The sequence below is a fragment of the Paucilactobacillus nenjiangensis genome, assembly GCF_008632615.1.
GTDB lineage: Bacteria > Bacillota > Bacilli > Lactobacillales > Lactobacillaceae > Paucilactobacillus > Paucilactobacillus nenjiangensis.
Genome location: NZ_CP043939.1, coordinates 1,522,786 through 1,537,860, shown reverse-complemented (window position 1 = coordinate 1,537,860; position 15,075 = coordinate 1,522,786). Strand labels below are relative to the sequence as shown.

Genomic DNA, 15,075 nt, shown 5'->3' with positions numbered 1-15,075 from the left:
TAAAAAAGGGAGATTTAACTTATGACAGAAAAACAATTACATTTTGAAACATTACAAGTAACGGCAGGACAAACAGTTGACGAAACAGGAGCACGAGCAGTTCCCATTTATCAAACAACCTCATATGTCTTTAAAGACGCAGAACAAGCCGCAGGACGTTTTGCATTGACTGATGCGGGTAATATTTATACTCGTTTAACAAATCCAACCACGTCTGTTTTTGAAGCTCGTGTGGCGGCTCTTGAAAATGGAACTTCAGCAGTTGCTTTGGCAACTGGTTCAGCTGCAATCACGGCTGCAATTTTGAATGTTGCTGACGCTGGCGATGAAATTGTATCTGCAAGTACTATCTACGGTGGAACATATGATTTGTTTAGTGTGACTTTGAAGAAGTTAGGAATCACCACTCATTTTGTTGACCCAGATGATCCTCAAAATTTTGCGACTAAAATTAACGAACACACTAAAGCTTTGTACGTTGAAAGTATTGGCAATCCGGGAATCAATTTAGTTGATTTTGAAGCAATTGCTAAAATCGCTCATGACAATAATCTCATCTTGATTGTCGATAATACCTTTGGCACACCATACTTGACTCGTCCATTAGACTTTGGAGCCGATGTTGTGGTTCATTCAGCCACTAAGTTTATTGGCGGTCACGGAACTTCAATGGGTGGGGTGATTGTTGAAAATGGTAAATTTGATTTTACTAATGGTCGGTACCCTGGCTTTACAGAACCAGATGCCCAGTACAATGGCTTAGTTTGGAGCACGTTAGGTGGAGGAGCATTTACCACCAAGGTTCGAGCACAAGTCTTACGAGATACTGGGGCTGCTATCAGTCCATTTAACTCGTTCCTATTTATTCAAGGACTTGAAAGCCTCTCGTTGCGGGTTGAACGCCATGTTGAAAACACTCGTAAAATTGTCGACTTCTTAAATAATAATCCTAAGGTAGCCTGGATTAATTATCCTGAATTAGGCGACAGCAAATACAAGCCATTAGCAGATAAGTATTTCGAAAAAGGAGTTGGCTCAATCTTCACCCTTGGCTTAACTGGCGGTGAAAAAGCAGGTAAACGACTCATTGAAAAAACAGAATTATTCTCATTATTAGCTAACGTTGGGGATGCACATTCATTAATCATCCATCCAGCTTCAACGACACATGCGCAGCTAAACGAAGCAGAATTGAAAGAGGCGGGAATTACTCCAGATTTGATTAGAATTTCAGTTGGGATTGAAAATGCGGATGACCTAATTGATGATTTGAAACAAGCACTAGATCAAATTTAAGGTTTAGAAATGGAAACTATTTTAATTAGTTTCTATTTTTTTGGACTTTTTTACGTATTTAACTTATAGGTGATGAAATGATAGCAGCTAAGTTAAACGGCAAGATAGTGATTGCCGACAAAAAAAATGATCGGCAACAAAAGTATATTTGTCCAGCATGTGGGTCGGTCGTTATTTTCAAATGTGGGGCCATTAAATTACCCTATTTTGCACATCAAAAGGGTAGTGAATGTGCAAGCAGTGAAGGGGAAACAGCGGAGCATTTATTAGGGAAAAAACAAATTTTTCAATGGGCAAACTTAAATGGATATCAACCCCGCTATGAAGTTTATTTATCTGAAATAAAACAGCGGCCAGATATATTGATTGAAGTTAATGGACGAAGAATTGCCATTGAGTTTCAATGTAGTCCGATATCATGTCGAAGATTAACAGAGCGTAATCAAGGGTACCGCCAATTAAATATTGAAGTGATTTGGGCGTTAGGAAAACCGTACCGGCATAAATTGACAGATGAGAAAGTCGCGCAATTTACTCAACTGTTTCAGAAACGATTTTGTATTTTATTTTGGAATACTGAGACTGCTTTATTTGAATATAATTATGAATTTTGTCATTTTGAATTATGCTCCAAACAGCTTTTTCGTCGGGATGTTTTAAGCCAGCAGACTGAAAAGATTAGTCAAAAGTTGCGTGCTAAATCGGTTGATCTGATGCAAATTGCAGAGCAATGTTATTTGAATCATCATGACTTGCGGTTGATGCCTTTAATCGCTCATTTTCAAGAATCCGCCTGGCCAATTATGACTGTTAAACGTTCTTTTTTTCAAGTTGAAGTGTTATTAGCAATTGAACGGTTGCCCATCGGTTATTCTTGGGACCGAAAAGAATGGTTGGAGTGGTTGCAAAGCTTGTCCGCTGGTCGGTGGTTTGATTATTGTTGTGTTCTCAATATTGAACAGTTGCGACTTCAGACATTAAAGGAATTTAGTCAGAAGTTGATTAAGGGAGAAATTATACAAAAAGATAATCAACAAATTACCTTAGTAAAATATCCAGTTTGGTTTCAATCAGAGATTGAGAAATTAACCCAAATAAAAAAAGTTCCCAAACGGGAACGTTGAAAGTAGCACTAAATGATGTGTAATGATGGATGTTGCTTTTCTTTCAGGTTAGCTACGAAGTGATCGACTGAATCTAATTTGGTTGAGCAGACTTCAGTTAGTGATTTATAACTAAAATTAGGAATTAAAATACCATCTTGTTCAATGGTTGAATTGAAGACTACAGCTGAAGATTCATCAGTTACGCCCATCTCTTGAGCTAACTTTTGGTCGTCCTTGAAGGAATTCTTTGCAAGCTTGGAAGCACGATCTTCGGAGAACATCTCTGCATCTAGTCCAAGTTCACGAGCTATTTGAATACTCATTGATGAAGAATATTGTTGCCCTTGTTCCATAATGGCGTCTTGCATTTCAAATAAAAATGAGCGCCCTTTTTTTCGGCCCTGGAATGAAGCAGCCTTATAATCTAGTGCGACATCAAGTATATGCTGGGTGATGCGATTTCTTAATGGTAAATTATGTGGGTCAAGATTTAATTGTTTAATTGTATTTGTAACAGTTTGCATGTTAACCAATGGCAGAAATTGAATTCTTACGTGACCATTGAGATTTTGCTTGAATTTCAAAGCGTCTTGTTCACATTGCATGCATTGTGAATCAAGCGGATTGACGAATAAATGGATTTCGAACAAAATGGCTCCTCCTTTTTATCGATAATTAACTATGTATATCCTTTTACTGCAACTACTTTAAGATAATTTGATGCAGAATTCAATTAAAACGACTTAAAGTTGTCCGTACAAATCATCATTTTTAATTTTTCCAAAAAATCGTATTAATGTCAAGGGAGATTAGGATAAAACCTAGGAGTTATTAATTAATAAATGCACAAAGTATGATAAAATGAAACAAGATATTGAGCGGGAGGCGAGCAAGATGATCGAAGATTGGAAGCATTTTTTACTGCCATACCAACAAGCAGTTGATGAATTAAAAGTTAAATTTCGGGGAATGCGAAAACAATTTCAAGATTTAAATCAACATGCTCCAATTGAGTTTGTCACTGGTCGAGTTAAGCCAGTCGATAGTATTAAAGAAAAAATGGTTAGACGCCATGTCGAAGAAGATCGTTTAGAACAAGATTTGCAAGATATTGCCGGCTTACGAATTATGTGTCAATTTGTAGAGGATATCTATCAAGTAGTTGACCTATTGCGTAAACGGACTGATATGACGATTCTTGAGGAACGTGACTATATTACTAATGCCAAGAGTAGTGGATATCGGTCTTACCATCTTGTTGTTGAGTATCCGGTCTATTTAGTGACAGGTGAAAAAAAGTTATTAGTGGAAATTCAAGTCAGGACTTTGGCTATGAATTTTTGGGCAACAATTGAACATTCCCTTAATTATAAATATCAAGATGATTTTCCTGAAGAATTAAGTGATCGGCTTCAGCGTGCTGGTGAAGCGGCATTTAAATTGGATACTGAAATGTCTGAAATTAGAGAAGAAATTCAAGAAGCGCAAAACCTATTTTCGTACGGCAAAAAAGATGTATGGTCTAAATATGAAAATCAAGATCAAGAACGGACAGATGATACACCTTAAAAAACAGAGGTAAATTATGAAGGTTTCTATTTACAGTAATCATACAGAAGATTCAAATCGAGTTTCAGATTTAATCATGAAAGAAATAAATAAGACTAACATTGAAGTTGACGATGATAACCCAGAAGTTGTCATTACAGTTGGTGGTGATGGGACCTTGCTGTCCGCATTCCATCATTATGCGCATCAAATTGATGATGTTAGGTTTGTTGGAGTCCATACGGGCCATCTAGGCTTTTATACCGACTGGCGCGATTTTGAAGTCGGACAGATGGTTGATGGGCTAGCTAGTGATAATGGCCAAAAGGTTAGCTATCCATTGGTATGTGTGGATATTATTTATCAAGATGGCAGTGTTGATAACTTTACGGCACTGAATGAATCTACTGTTAAGAAAATTGAAAATACGATGGTATGCGATATTTACATCAAAGGCGAATTGTTTGAAAGATTTCGAGGCGACGGATTATGTGTCTCGACGCCGACGGGCTCAACGGGTTATAACAAGTCAGTAGGTGGGGCAGTCATTGATCCTAGTTTAGTTGGATTACAACTGGGTGAAATTGCCTCGATTAATAATCGAGTATTTAGAACTCTAGGGTCTCCAATCATTGTTGGTAAGGATCAATATTTAGATTTAGTGTTGAACACCGATGAACAGTTAATTGTCAGTGCTGATAATTTACAAGCACATGACATGGATAATAAGAAAAAGATTGCCAAAATTCATTATGAAATTTCGCCTCATGAAATTTCATTTGCAAGATATCGTCATACTAGTTTCTGGAAGCGTGTTGACGAGGCGTTTATTGGAGGAATTAAGTGAGATTTGCTTGGACGTATCATGATGAAGTACCAATTAAAGTTAGAACATTTTTAGGCATGAATGGAGTTACTAGGTCACTGTTAGTCGTCGCCAAATACCATGGCGGCGATATTTTGTTAAATGGTGACCACGTCTGGACTGTTAATCTAATGCATACTGGTGATACAGTTACGTTGGTTCTGCCCAATGAAGAAGCTACTGACCGAGTTGACAGCTGTAGTGCACCTATTGATATTATTTATGAGGATGATGATTATTTAATCTTGAATAAGCCAGCTGGGGTTGCGACTGTTCCTGCGCATCATGTTGTGACTGCAGATAGTTTGGTAAATCGCGTGAAGGGCTATTATCAGCGGATGAATTACCCAGATCAAGTTACCCATGTTGCTACCAGACTGGACAAGGACACGAGTGGAATTGTCATTTTCCCCAAACACAGATTTGCCCATGCCGTCATTGATCAACAGTTGAAACAACACCGAGTAGTAAAAAAATATCAAGCAATTACTTCAGGAGTCATACCAGCTAATCATGGTCTAATTGAAGCAGCATTAGAGCGTGACCCAGATTCATTTGTGAAACGGCAAGTTGGAACGAATGGTAAATATGCAACAACCGAGTATTGGGTTAAGCAACGATTTACGGACGCAACTCTGGTGGATGTGATGTTACATACTGGAAGAACCCATCAAATCAGAGTGCATTTTAACTTTTTGGGACATCCGCTGATTGGTGACCAGATGTATGAAGGGCCAACTGGATTGGAGCGACAGGCACTGCATTGTTATTATGTAAAATTTTTTAGCCGATTTAAAAATCAATATATTGAATTAACGTGTGAGTTGGCTGATGATATGAAAGCATTTTTGATGAAGAAGGTGTAAGCATGGATGATTTTGATAAGCGTAAATTTAACGAAGTTGAGGCTGCACTTAATACGCTCGGTGAAAAAGCGTTCCGAGCCGTCTTTTTAAATTTGTTGCGGTTTGATCAAACAGTCATTTATGCGAATGTACAACCTGATGAGCGAGAAGTAATCAATCGCTTTTTGACAATTGAAGAATTATGTAAAATCTTCGATGCTCTTGAAGTGGAAGAAATGGAAACAATTCGATTTTTGAAAGAAATGACGCCACGGTTAGCATCAGCCATCTTGTCAGATATGTACATGGATAATCTGGCGGATTTATTGGGACGAATGAGTCGTTCTGATTTGGCGACTTACTTGAATTTATTGCCTAAAGAACAAATCCAAGAAGTCCGAGAATTACTGAATTATCATGAACGTACAGCTGGGGCCATTATGACGACGGAATATATTTCTGTGAACCAAAATGAGACAGTTGCCTCAGTGATGGAGATAGTTCGTAAGAGGGCCAGTCAAGCGGAGATTATTTATTATGTTTACGTTGAAGATGAAACTGAAGTGCTAGTGGGGGTAGTCACCTTACGTGAGTTAATCATGAATGACGATTCCTTAACCGCGAAACAATTCATGAAAACCAATGTGTTTAAGGTGCTCGTTGAAGATGATCAAGAAATTGTTGCGCAAAGAGTTAAAGAGTACAATTTCCTCGCAGTACCAGTCGTAAATACAACAGACCATTTGTTAGGAATTATTACGGTTGATGATATTATTGACGTCATGGATGAAGAATCAACTGAAGACTACTCGGGATTAGCCGGGGTCAAAGTTGATGGTGACGAACAGTCACCCTGGATTTCGGCATTACACAGGATGCCCTGGTTATTGACTTTACTATTATTAGGAATGTCTACAGCCAGCTTAATTAACCATTTCGATAGTTTGGTGAGCCAAGCCAGTATTTTAGCAGTCTTTATCTCATTGATTACTGGCACGGCGGGTAACGCAGGCACGCAAAGCTTGGCAATTGCTGTGCGTAAGATTTCAGTACAAAATTACCATAAAATTTGGAAAATAATTCGTAATGAAGTTATTACAGGCATTATTATCGGGGTGTTTGCGGCCATTTCGATTACTATTATTGTTGAATTGTGGAAACATAGTTTGGCATTGGGAATGGTCGTTGGCATATCGATGGCAGCAGCGATTACCGTCGCTAACTTAGCAGGCAGTTTAATTCCAATTTTGATGGATAAAATTGGCGTTGATCCTGCGGTGGCTAGTGGACCGTTCATTTCAACATTATCCGATTTAACGTCGGTCTTAATTTATTTTTCCGTGGCACAAATTTTTATTAATTCGATTATGTAAGCATGACAGTGATTGATTCTTCTTATCCGTTTGGATAAAATCATCAAGTTGCGGTCATGCTTTTTTAATTGGATAGGGTCAAAACTAAATTGAAAAAGTTAGTTATGTTATAAAATATAACATTCGTTAATATTTAAATATTCAAAAGTATTGCCTTGGCTTAGATTTGCTATAGTAAGTTACAACGACTTTATGCTTTAAAATATTAAGTTTATGAATTTAATTGAATGTAAATCAAGTTAAATTGTCAGAAGCAGAGTTGACTTAACAATAATAATTGGTATACTTTCCAGTGTTAGATGTTAGCTTATATAACACGGAGGGAAACTATGAGAATTGATGAAGATTGTATTGGAACAAAAGAAATACCAGATGACGCTTTATACGGAGTACACGCTGCGCGTGCCGCAGAGAATTTTCAAATCAGTTCTGAAAAGTTGCATCCACTACTTATTCAAAGCTTAATTCAAATCAAACGGGCCGCAGCACAAACAAATTTGGCTGCTGGAGCATTGCCTGAAAATAAAGCAAAGGCTATTATCAATGCTTGTAATGAGTTGTTATTTGGTAGCTACAACGCAGAGTTCATCGTGCCGGCAATTCAAGGCGGAGCAGGAACTTCTGCCAACATGAATGTCAATGAAGTAATCGCTAACTTAGCCACTAGAAATAGCGGCGTTAAAATCCATCCCAACGATGATGTAAACTTGGCTCAGTCAACTAATGATACATTTCCCACGGCCGGCAAAATGGCAATGCTCCGCAGCATACCATCATTAATGGCCAGTTTAAATCGACTCACTAAAACGTTATTAGATTTGGCCGGTGAGTATCAAGATACGATCAAAGTCGGGAGAACTCAGTTGCAAGATGCAGTTCCCACCACCTTCGGAAAAACATTCCATGGTTACTATTCAATGTTTCGTCGCGACATTAAACGCATCGAAATGGCATCCAACAGTTTGAAGGAAGTTAACTTGGGTGGCACGGCCATTGGTACAGGAATCAATGCAACGCCATATTATCAAGACAATGTCGTGCGTACCTTGGAAGGAACGGCTAAATTGGGATTGAAACAAGCAGAGGATTTGATTGATTGTACCCAAAATTGTGATGCATATGTCATTTTTTCAGGTGCTCTCAAGGCACTTGCAGTAGATATGTCTAAATTTTCGAATGATTTACGATTGCTATCAAGTGGGCCACAAGCTGGATTGGCAGAATTAATTTTACCGGCTAAACAGGCAGGATCCTCTATTATGCCCGGTAAAATCAACCCGGTCATTCCAGAAGTTGTTAACCAGGTGTCATTTGAAGTGATTGGGGATGATGTGACTGTCACAATGGCAGCCGAAGCAGGTCAAATGGAACTCAATGCTTTCGAACCTATTATTTTCAAAAACATCTTAAAGGACGAGGAATTCCTGACCAATGCACTGACAACCTTAAACGATAATTGTGTTTCAGACATCATGGTGAATGAAGCAGCTTGCGCTAAAGAAGTAGAATATTCAGCGGTCACCGCTACTATCTTAACTCCGTATCTGGGATACGTGAAAACTACAGAAATCGTCAAACAAGCAACGCGAGAAAACAAATCTGTCAAAGAATTGGTTAAAGATTCGGGCTTGTTAAATGCAAGCTTGGTAGATGAGTTATTTAAGGCTGATAGCTTAGTTAATGAGCGAATTGCCGTTAAAGCAATGGCGAAGTAATTAAATCATCATAAGAAGTATAAAAAAGGCAGTTCTCAAATGATAATGAGAACTGCTTTTTGAGTATTAATTGTTAGTGAACCACTTTGACACAAACGCCTTCAGGACAGTGAACATCTTTTTGATTTAAGGTTAGTAATCCCGTGTCTTTATCACGAGAATACAGGGTGAGATTGTCAGTGTTTTGATTAGCAACAATCAAAAAGTCCTCAGTTTGGTCGAGTTCAAAATCACGAGGAAAATCGCCTTCAGTTGAAATTGATTGTAAGTGAGTTAATTTAAAATCTGAACCAATTTCAAATACAGCAATGGTATTTTGACCACGATTTGAATTGTAAAGGAAACGACCGTCAGAAGAAATGTGGATGGCTGCCGCACCGTTATGGGCAGTCCAATCTGATGGGATGGTTTTTATAGTTTGCACGTGCGTAAATTCGGCTGAAGTAGAGTTATATGAGAGTACTTCAACTTGGCTACTGAGTTCACCCATTAGATAAGCAAATTTACCATTGTGGTGGAAAACAATGTGACGTGAACCAAAACCTGGTTCGCTGTGGTATTGCGATACTGCAGTTAGTTTGCCATCATCTGAAACGTCATAAACCACAACTAAGTCCATTCCGAGATCACAAACTACTAGCCGTTGATCAGGGGTTAAGTCACAATAATGGACATGAGGTGTATTTTGTTCAGGAGCTGGCCCAGTAACACCTTGATGTGTGACTGAATCGGTGAGCGTTAATGAACCGTCATTATTGGTTTTCATCACATCTACAGTTGCTAAATGATAATTACCACTAAAAACAAGTTGACGGGCTTCGTCAATCCCAACATATGCAGGTGGTGCGCCATCAGCCAAAACTTTGTCTGCAGCGGCAAATGAATTGTCATTTAAATCAAATGAACCGACACCACCTTCGTCATCTTCTTTAATGACGGAGAAGAGGTGGTGTGACTTTGAAATTGCCAAATAAGTTGGATTAGACGCTTCAATGATAAACTTTGGTTCTGAAAGTGTTTTGCTGTTAGTATCAAGCTCAACAGTGTAAATTCCTTTACTGGTCTTTTTTGTGTATGTACCAATGATAAAAGTTTCTTTCATGTTAAATGCTCCTTTGTTAATGTATGAACATAGTCTATTATAATGGTTCTGGGTAATCAATACTAAGATATTACTAAATATGTTAAAATTAATTTGATAAAGGGAGTTGATGGTGCGATGAAAGCAAGCGGTAACGAGAGTAATAAAAAAGTACATTCGATTTTGAATATCATCAAACGTAGTCAAATTGTCAGTGCGTTAGTGGTCATTTTATTAGTTTTGTTGATTTTTTTGGTTGGCAGTAAAGTATCCTGGTTGTTTAATCCCATTAAAGATTTTTTGAGTATTGTTGGGTTGCCAATTGTGCTAGCTGGCGTCTTTTATTATTTGCTGAATCCACTGGTCGATAGTTGGGAACGCAGATTCAAAATTAATCGTACTTTGACGATTTCATTTGTATTTTTGATTCTGATTGGTCTCATTGTTTGGGGACTTTGGACACTTATTCCGGTGATTAATCAACAAATTCAAAGCATGATTACGTCAATTCCCGCTTATATCGACCACATCAGCCGGGATATTAATGGTGCCATGAAGCATCCATTGTTCAATCAGTTTTCTGATCAAGTGGAACATTGGACCAAAACGGCCGGGGATGAATTGTCGGCTAAATCTAGCAGCTATTTGAAAACAACGGTTAATTCTCTTGGAGATGTGGTTGGGACTATTACGACGATTGTGGTTGCCATTATCACCATGCCATTTATCCTATTTTACTTACTACGGGATGGAAAAAATTTACCACATTATATGGCAAAATTTGTTCCGGATAAGGGACGAAAATCGTTTTTCTTGGTTTTAACTGAGATTAATACTCAAATTAGTAATTATGTTCGTGGACAATTAACGGTCGCTTTTTTTGTTGGAATTATGTTTTGGTTGGGATATCTAACGATTGGCCTAAAATACGCGCTTACTATCGGGATTATTGCTGGGATTTTAAATATGATTCCTTATTTAGGGTCCTTTTTAGCAATGGTGCCTGCTGTGTTGGTGGGGGCGTTCATTTCACCGTGGATGCTTGTCAAAGTATTCATTGTATTTGTGATTGAGCAGACCATTGAAGGTCGGGTTCTATCGCCACTAATTCTAGGTAGTAACTTGAAAATTCATCCAGTGACGATTATCGTTGTCTTACTCGCAGCGGGTAAAATGTTTGGGGTGCTTGGTGTTATTTTTGGTATTCCAGGATATGCCGTGTTAAAAGTACTGATCAGCCATTTATTTGAATGGTATCAGCTTAATTCTCCATTATATGAAACTAAAGAAACAGATACTTTAAAGGACGAGGATCAACAAATTTGAAAAAAATAGAACTTGGTAAGCAATTTGTCGCACAACATTTGGATTTGTTTAGATGTCCAATCTGTCAGCAACCGGCCAGTAGTATTGAAGAAAATAGTTTAGTGTGTCCTGAGGGGCATCGAATTGATTTTAACAAACAGGGTTATTTATACTTTTTGTTACGTGCAATCAATGGCGAATATGATCGAGAGATGCTGGCGTCCCGACGTGAATTATTGAATCAAGGTTTGTTTTCACCAATCGTCGATGAAATTGCGACACACTTAAAATCCACACCAGCCACCATTTTAGACGTTGGCTGTGGAGAAGGAACACCGTTGAAATATCTCGAAGAATTGCGAAATCAGCAAGATGTTGCGATTGGTTTTGATATTTCTAAAGATGGAATTGGATTAGCAACTCAGCTGGAAACAAACGCATGGTTTTGTGCGGCAGATTTAAGACAATTACCATTTAATAATTCAACGTTTGATACAGTTTTGGAAATTTTTTCACCATCTGATTATAATGAATTTAAAAGAGTTTTAAAGCCTGGTGGGACGTTAATCAAAGTTATTCCAAATGCCAATTATTTAATGGAACTTCGGCAAATGCTATATCCGAGTGGGCAACATCAAACTTATAGTAATGCTGCCGTAGTCGAATTATTTAAAAAGAACTTTCCAGATACAACTACGAAACAGGTGACTTATGAATTTGAATTACCCGTTAACCTGCGTGCTCAAATGGTCGAAATGACTCCGTTACATTGGGGAAAAGATGCCATTAAGCTCACGGATGATGACTTATTAAATCTTACAAAAATTACAGTAGATGTTACTTTATTAATTGCTAAAGCAGAGTAGGCTTAAGAATAGTTTGCATTATGTTTAAGTAAGTGGTAAATTTTATTTAACAATCTTTTGGTAGTTGACTTTGATTTTATCACGATTAGCTAGCCGAATGAACTGCATTAAAGTAGCGTTTCGCCGTGCCCACACCGAGACCCTGCTTTTTTTTATGTCCTAATTTATATTATTGAATGGAGAATTACCTTGACGAATCATATTGCACTTTTTGAACCGCTAATGCCTGCTAACACTGGTAATATTGCACGTACCTGTGCAGGAACTGATACCCATCTTCACTTAATTAAGCCACTTGGATTTTCGGTGGACGACAAACATATGAAACGAGCTGGATTAGATTATTGGGATAAGGTTGACATCACTTATCATGACAATTTACCAGCCTTTATTGACAGTATTCCTGATATCAAACGTTTATTTATTGTGTCTAAGTTTGCGAGTCGTGATTACTCAATGCCAGACTACACGGATTCAGACACTCAAGATAATTATTTTCTCTTTGGTAAAGAAACCACAGGGCTACCGGAAGCATTTATGCGTCAATATCCAGAAAATGCGATTCGTATTCCACAAGACGATACTAAAATTCGAGCACTTAATTTATCAAACAGTGCAGCGATTGTCATTTATGAAGCTTTACGACAACAACAATTTAATGGACTAGAACGAGTTCATGAATACCAAAATGATAAGTTAAAATAATGTGTTAAACTGAAATAGTTCGAATAATACATGAGATGAGGGAGTTTCATTGGCAACAAAGCGTAAAAAAACAAGTACAAAAAAACCTAGAAAAAAAAGCTCAAAAAAATACGATGCAGCGCTGAATAATTTGCAAGGAATTATTTTGGTTCTGATTGCTTTATTTGGGTTCTTTAATTTAGGTGTTGTGGGAACTTTCATTGCTAATCTTGTGAGAATCGCGGTTGGTCAAAGTTATCAAGTTATTTTAGGTATCTTTGTAGTTTATGGAATCTATAAAGCTTTTACAGGACGTTGGCCAAAGTTTAAAGCGAGAATTGTGATAGGTGTCCTGATTGCATACATTGGTGTCTTAGCAATAATGCATGTGATGATGTTCAATCAATTGAATCTACACAACGATTTTGTCGAATTAACATGGAATAGTTTAAATGAAGATATTGTTCAAGGTAGTTTGACGATGCCTGTAGGTGGGGGGATGATTGGTGCTTATTTGTACACTGCCTCTTACTATTTGATTGCAAATTTGGGCACTGTTTTGGTGGCAGGATTATTAATTGTCATTGGTGCTGTGATGGCCTTTAACATTCCGGTTGCCAAGTTACTAGGACACGTAGGCGACACTGCTAAACAATCTGCACAATGGGCTAAGGAACAAAAAGAAATGCACGATGCAAAGCCTAAAGAAAAACCTGCTTCTAAGAATTTGCCTAAAAAGCAAGAAAAGAATTTACCGACTCCAGTTAAGGAAAAGCCAAGCGTGGTTCAAGATTTCTTCGAACCAGAAGCGGTTGAAATGCCTAAGAAAACTGAGGAATCAGCTGCGCCAAAAGGTCCTAATATTACCGTTGCCAGCCATCGGGCAACTAATGAAAATAAAACGAAATCAACCGATGAAGAAGTTAGTTTGCAACCGGCACAAGAAAGTGAAAATGAGGATTATCAATTACCTCCAACAACTCTCTTAACCAAGGTTGACGCAACTGATCAAAGTGCTGAGTTGAAGTCAATTCAAGAGAATACCAAAAAGTTAACTGAAACCTTAGCTTCGTTTGGGGTTGAAGTACAAGTCGAAAATGTTAATTTAGGGCCCTCAGTGACCAAGTATGAGTTGCATCCAGCAGTCGGAGTCAAGGTTAGCCGGATTGTTCATTTGGCAGACGATTTAGCTTTGGCTTTAGCAGCAAAAGATATTCGTATCGAAGCACCAATACCAGGTAAATCGCTAATTGGAATTGAAGTACCTAATCGACAAATTGCGACAGTCGGATTTAGAGATATGGTTGAAGCAATGCCGAAAAATGACAAAGTGTTAGAAGTACCATTGGGTCGTAGTGTAACTGGTCAAGTAATGATGGCAGATTTAACTAAGATGCCACATTTGTTAATTGCCGGTGCCACAGGTAGTGGTAAATCAGTTGCCATCAACGGTATTATTACAAGTATCTTGTTGAAAGCCAAACCACATGAAGTTAAATTCTTAATGATTGATCCAAAAAAAGTTGAATTGAGTGTGTACAATGGTATTCCACATTTACTAAGTCCAGTTGTATCTGAACCTAAACGTGCCTCTAAAGCATTAGCTAAGGTTGTTGATGAAATGCAACGTCGGTATGAACTATTTTCAGGCTTTGGCGTCCGCAATATTGGTGGTTATAACAAAATGGTTCGTGATTCAAATTCTGAAAAGAATGAAAATCAAGCATATTTACCATTAATTTTGGTGGTTGTTGATGAATTGGCTGATTTGATGATGACTGTTTCAAACGATGTTGAAGATTCAATCGTTCGTATCGCACAAATGGGGCGTGCAGCTGGAATTCACATGATTTTGGCAACCCAGAGACCATCAGTTGATGTTATTACTGGTTTGATTAAAGCTAACGTACCTTCTCGAATTGCTTTTGCTGTTTCAAGTGGGATTGATTCAAGAACCATTTTGGATAGTAATGGGGCTGAAAAATTATTAGGTCGTGGTGATATGTTATTTATGCCAATTGATCAAAATAAGCCAGTTCGTGTTCAAGGAGCATTTATTTCTGATACTGATGTGGAATCAGTCGTTGATTTTATTAAGGTCGAACAACCGGCTCAATATGATGAAACGATGGTTGTTAAAGATGAAGAAGTCGAAGTTAATGATGTTGACGATGATACTGATGAGTTGTTTAACGATGCGGTGGACTTTGTTGTTGACCAACAAAAAGCCTCAACGTCGTTAATTCAACGGCGATTTAGGATTGGTTATAACCGTGCAGCACGAATGGTAGACGATATGGAACAGCGAGGAATAATTGGACCTTCCGAGGGATCAAAGCCTCGACAGGTTTATAAACAACCAGCTGATGATGTATCAGACGAAAACTAAAT

13 protein-coding genes are annotated in these 15,075 nt (G+C 38.0%); 11 read left to right on the top strand and 2 right to left on the bottom strand.

The genetic code is table 11. The features are described from left to right. Positions 1 to 21: 21 nt before the first annotated feature. Positions 22 to 1,296 carry an O-acetylhomoserine aminocarboxypropyltransferase/cysteine synthase family protein gene (locus F0161_RS07840; protein ID WP_150204250.1) on the top strand — a complete coding sequence of 425 codons (1,275 nt, stop codon included), beginning with the start codon at positions 22 to 24 and terminating at the stop codon, positions 1,294 to 1,296. A gap of 77 nt (positions 1,297 to 1,373) precedes the next feature. After that, on the top strand, positions 1,374 to 2,420 hold the full coding sequence (locus tag F0161_RS07835) for a competence protein CoiA (RefSeq protein ID WP_150204249.1): 1,047 nt from the start codon (positions 1,374 to 1,376) through the stop codon (positions 2,418 to 2,420). Between the two features lie 8 nt (positions 2,421 to 2,428). On the opposite strand, the gene F0161_RS07830 is transcribed toward F0161_RS07835, so the two are convergent. Next, positions 2,429 to 3,052 (bottom strand): DsbA family protein, encoded by a 624-nt coding sequence (locus F0161_RS07830; protein WP_150204248.1) that lies wholly within the window; start codon positions 3,050 to 3,052, stop codon positions 2,429 to 2,431. 244 nt (positions 3,053 to 3,296) lie between these two features. Between F0161_RS07830 and F0161_RS07825 the strand changes: the two genes are divergently transcribed. The 5 genes from F0161_RS07825 (at position 3,297) to F0161_RS07805 (ending at position 8,748) form a co-directional block, all read left to right on the top strand. Then, on the top strand, positions 3,297 to 3,971 hold the full coding sequence (locus F0161_RS07825; protein WP_170175926.1) for a GTP pyrophosphokinase: 675 nt from the start codon (positions 3,297 to 3,299) through the stop codon (positions 3,969 to 3,971). A 16-nt stretch (positions 3,972 to 3,987) separates the two neighbouring features. Then, positions 3,988 to 4,797: an NAD kinase gene (locus F0161_RS07820; protein ID WP_137601767.1), complete on the top strand. Its 810-nt coding sequence runs from the start codon at positions 3,988 to 3,990 to the stop codon at positions 4,795 to 4,797. Continuing rightward, the gene (locus F0161_RS07815) at positions 4,794 to 5,681 is read left to right on the top strand and encodes an RluA family pseudouridine synthase (RefSeq protein WP_404825381.1); all 888 of its coding nucleotides are present in this window, start codon (positions 4,794 to 4,796) and stop codon (positions 5,679 to 5,681) included. The genes F0161_RS07820 and F0161_RS07815 overlap by 4 nt, the downstream gene beginning before the upstream one ends. 2 nt (positions 5,682 to 5,683) lie before the next feature. Further along, complete coding sequence (gene mgtE, locus F0161_RS07810; RefSeq protein WP_150204247.1) at positions 5,684 to 7,033, top strand: magnesium transporter; 1,350 nt, start codon at positions 5,684 to 5,686, stop codon at positions 7,031 to 7,033. A 329-nt stretch (positions 7,034 to 7,362) separates the two neighbouring features. Next, complete coding sequence (locus F0161_RS07805; RefSeq protein ID WP_137601765.1) at positions 7,363 to 8,748, top strand: aspartate ammonia-lyase; 1,386 nt, start codon at positions 7,363 to 7,365, stop codon at positions 8,746 to 8,748. A 73-nt stretch (positions 8,749 to 8,821) separates the two neighbouring features. Here F0161_RS07805 and F0161_RS07800 read toward each other — a convergent pair whose 3' ends face one another. Then, complete coding sequence (locus F0161_RS07800) at positions 8,822 to 9,850, bottom strand: lactonase family protein (RefSeq protein WP_137601764.1); 1,029 nt, start codon at positions 9,848 to 9,850, stop codon at positions 8,822 to 8,824. Positions 9,851 to 9,967: 117 nt separating this feature from the next. On the opposite strand from F0161_RS07800, the gene F0161_RS07795 reads away from it, so the two are divergent. The 4 genes from F0161_RS07795 (at position 9,968) to F0161_RS07780 (ending at position 15,073) form a co-directional block, all read left to right on the top strand. Further along, positions 9,968 to 11,155 (top strand): AI-2E family transporter, encoded by a 1,188-nt coding sequence (locus F0161_RS07795; protein ID WP_137601763.1) that lies wholly within the window; start codon positions 9,968 to 9,970, stop codon positions 11,153 to 11,155. Then, the gene (locus F0161_RS07790) at positions 11,152 to 12,000 is read left to right on the top strand and encodes a methyltransferase domain-containing protein (RefSeq protein ID WP_150204246.1); all 849 of its coding nucleotides are present in this window, start codon (positions 11,152 to 11,154) and stop codon (positions 11,998 to 12,000) included. Before F0161_RS07795 ends, F0161_RS07790 begins: the two co-directional genes overlap by 4 nt. A gap of 189 nt (positions 12,001 to 12,189) precedes the next feature. Further along, positions 12,190 to 12,705: a tRNA (cytidine(34)-2'-O)-methyltransferase gene (locus F0161_RS07785; RefSeq protein ID WP_137601761.1), complete on the top strand. Its 516-nt coding sequence runs from the start codon at positions 12,190 to 12,192 to the stop codon at positions 12,703 to 12,705. A 49-nt stretch (positions 12,706 to 12,754) separates the two neighbouring features. Beyond that, positions 12,755 to 15,073 (top strand): FtsK/SpoIIIE family DNA translocase, encoded by a 2,319-nt coding sequence (locus tag F0161_RS07780; protein ID WP_150204245.1) that lies wholly within the window; start codon positions 12,755 to 12,757, stop codon positions 15,071 to 15,073. Positions 15,074 to 15,075: the final 2 nt, after the last annotated feature.

Coding starts and splice junctions, on each gene's coding strand:
- F0161_RS07805 (WP_137601765.1), top strand. CDS start 7,363: ATGAGAATTGATGAAGATTGTATTGGAACAAAAGAAATACCAGATGAC.
- F0161_RS07820 (WP_137601767.1), top strand. CDS start 3,988: ATGAAGGTTTCTATTTACAGTAATCATACAGAAGATTCAAATCGAGTT.
- F0161_RS07840 (WP_150204250.1), top strand. CDS start 22: ATGACAGAAAAACAATTACATTTTGAAACATTACAAGTAACGGCAGGA.
- mgtE (WP_150204247.1), top strand. CDS start 5,684: ATGGATGATTTTGATAAGCGTAAATTTAACGAAGTTGAGGCTGCACTT.
- F0161_RS07800 (WP_137601764.1), bottom strand. CDS start 9,850: ATGAAAGAAACTTTTATCATTGGTACATACACAAAAAAGACCAGTAAA.
- F0161_RS07835 (WP_150204249.1), top strand. CDS start 1,374: ATGATAGCAGCTAAGTTAAACGGCAAGATAGTGATTGCCGACAAAAAA.
- F0161_RS07795 (WP_137601763.1), top strand. CDS start 9,968: ATGAAAGCAAGCGGTAACGAGAGTAATAAAAAAGTACATTCGATTTTG.
- F0161_RS07825 (WP_170175926.1), top strand. CDS start 3,297: ATGATCGAAGATTGGAAGCATTTTTTACTGCCATACCAACAAGCAGTT.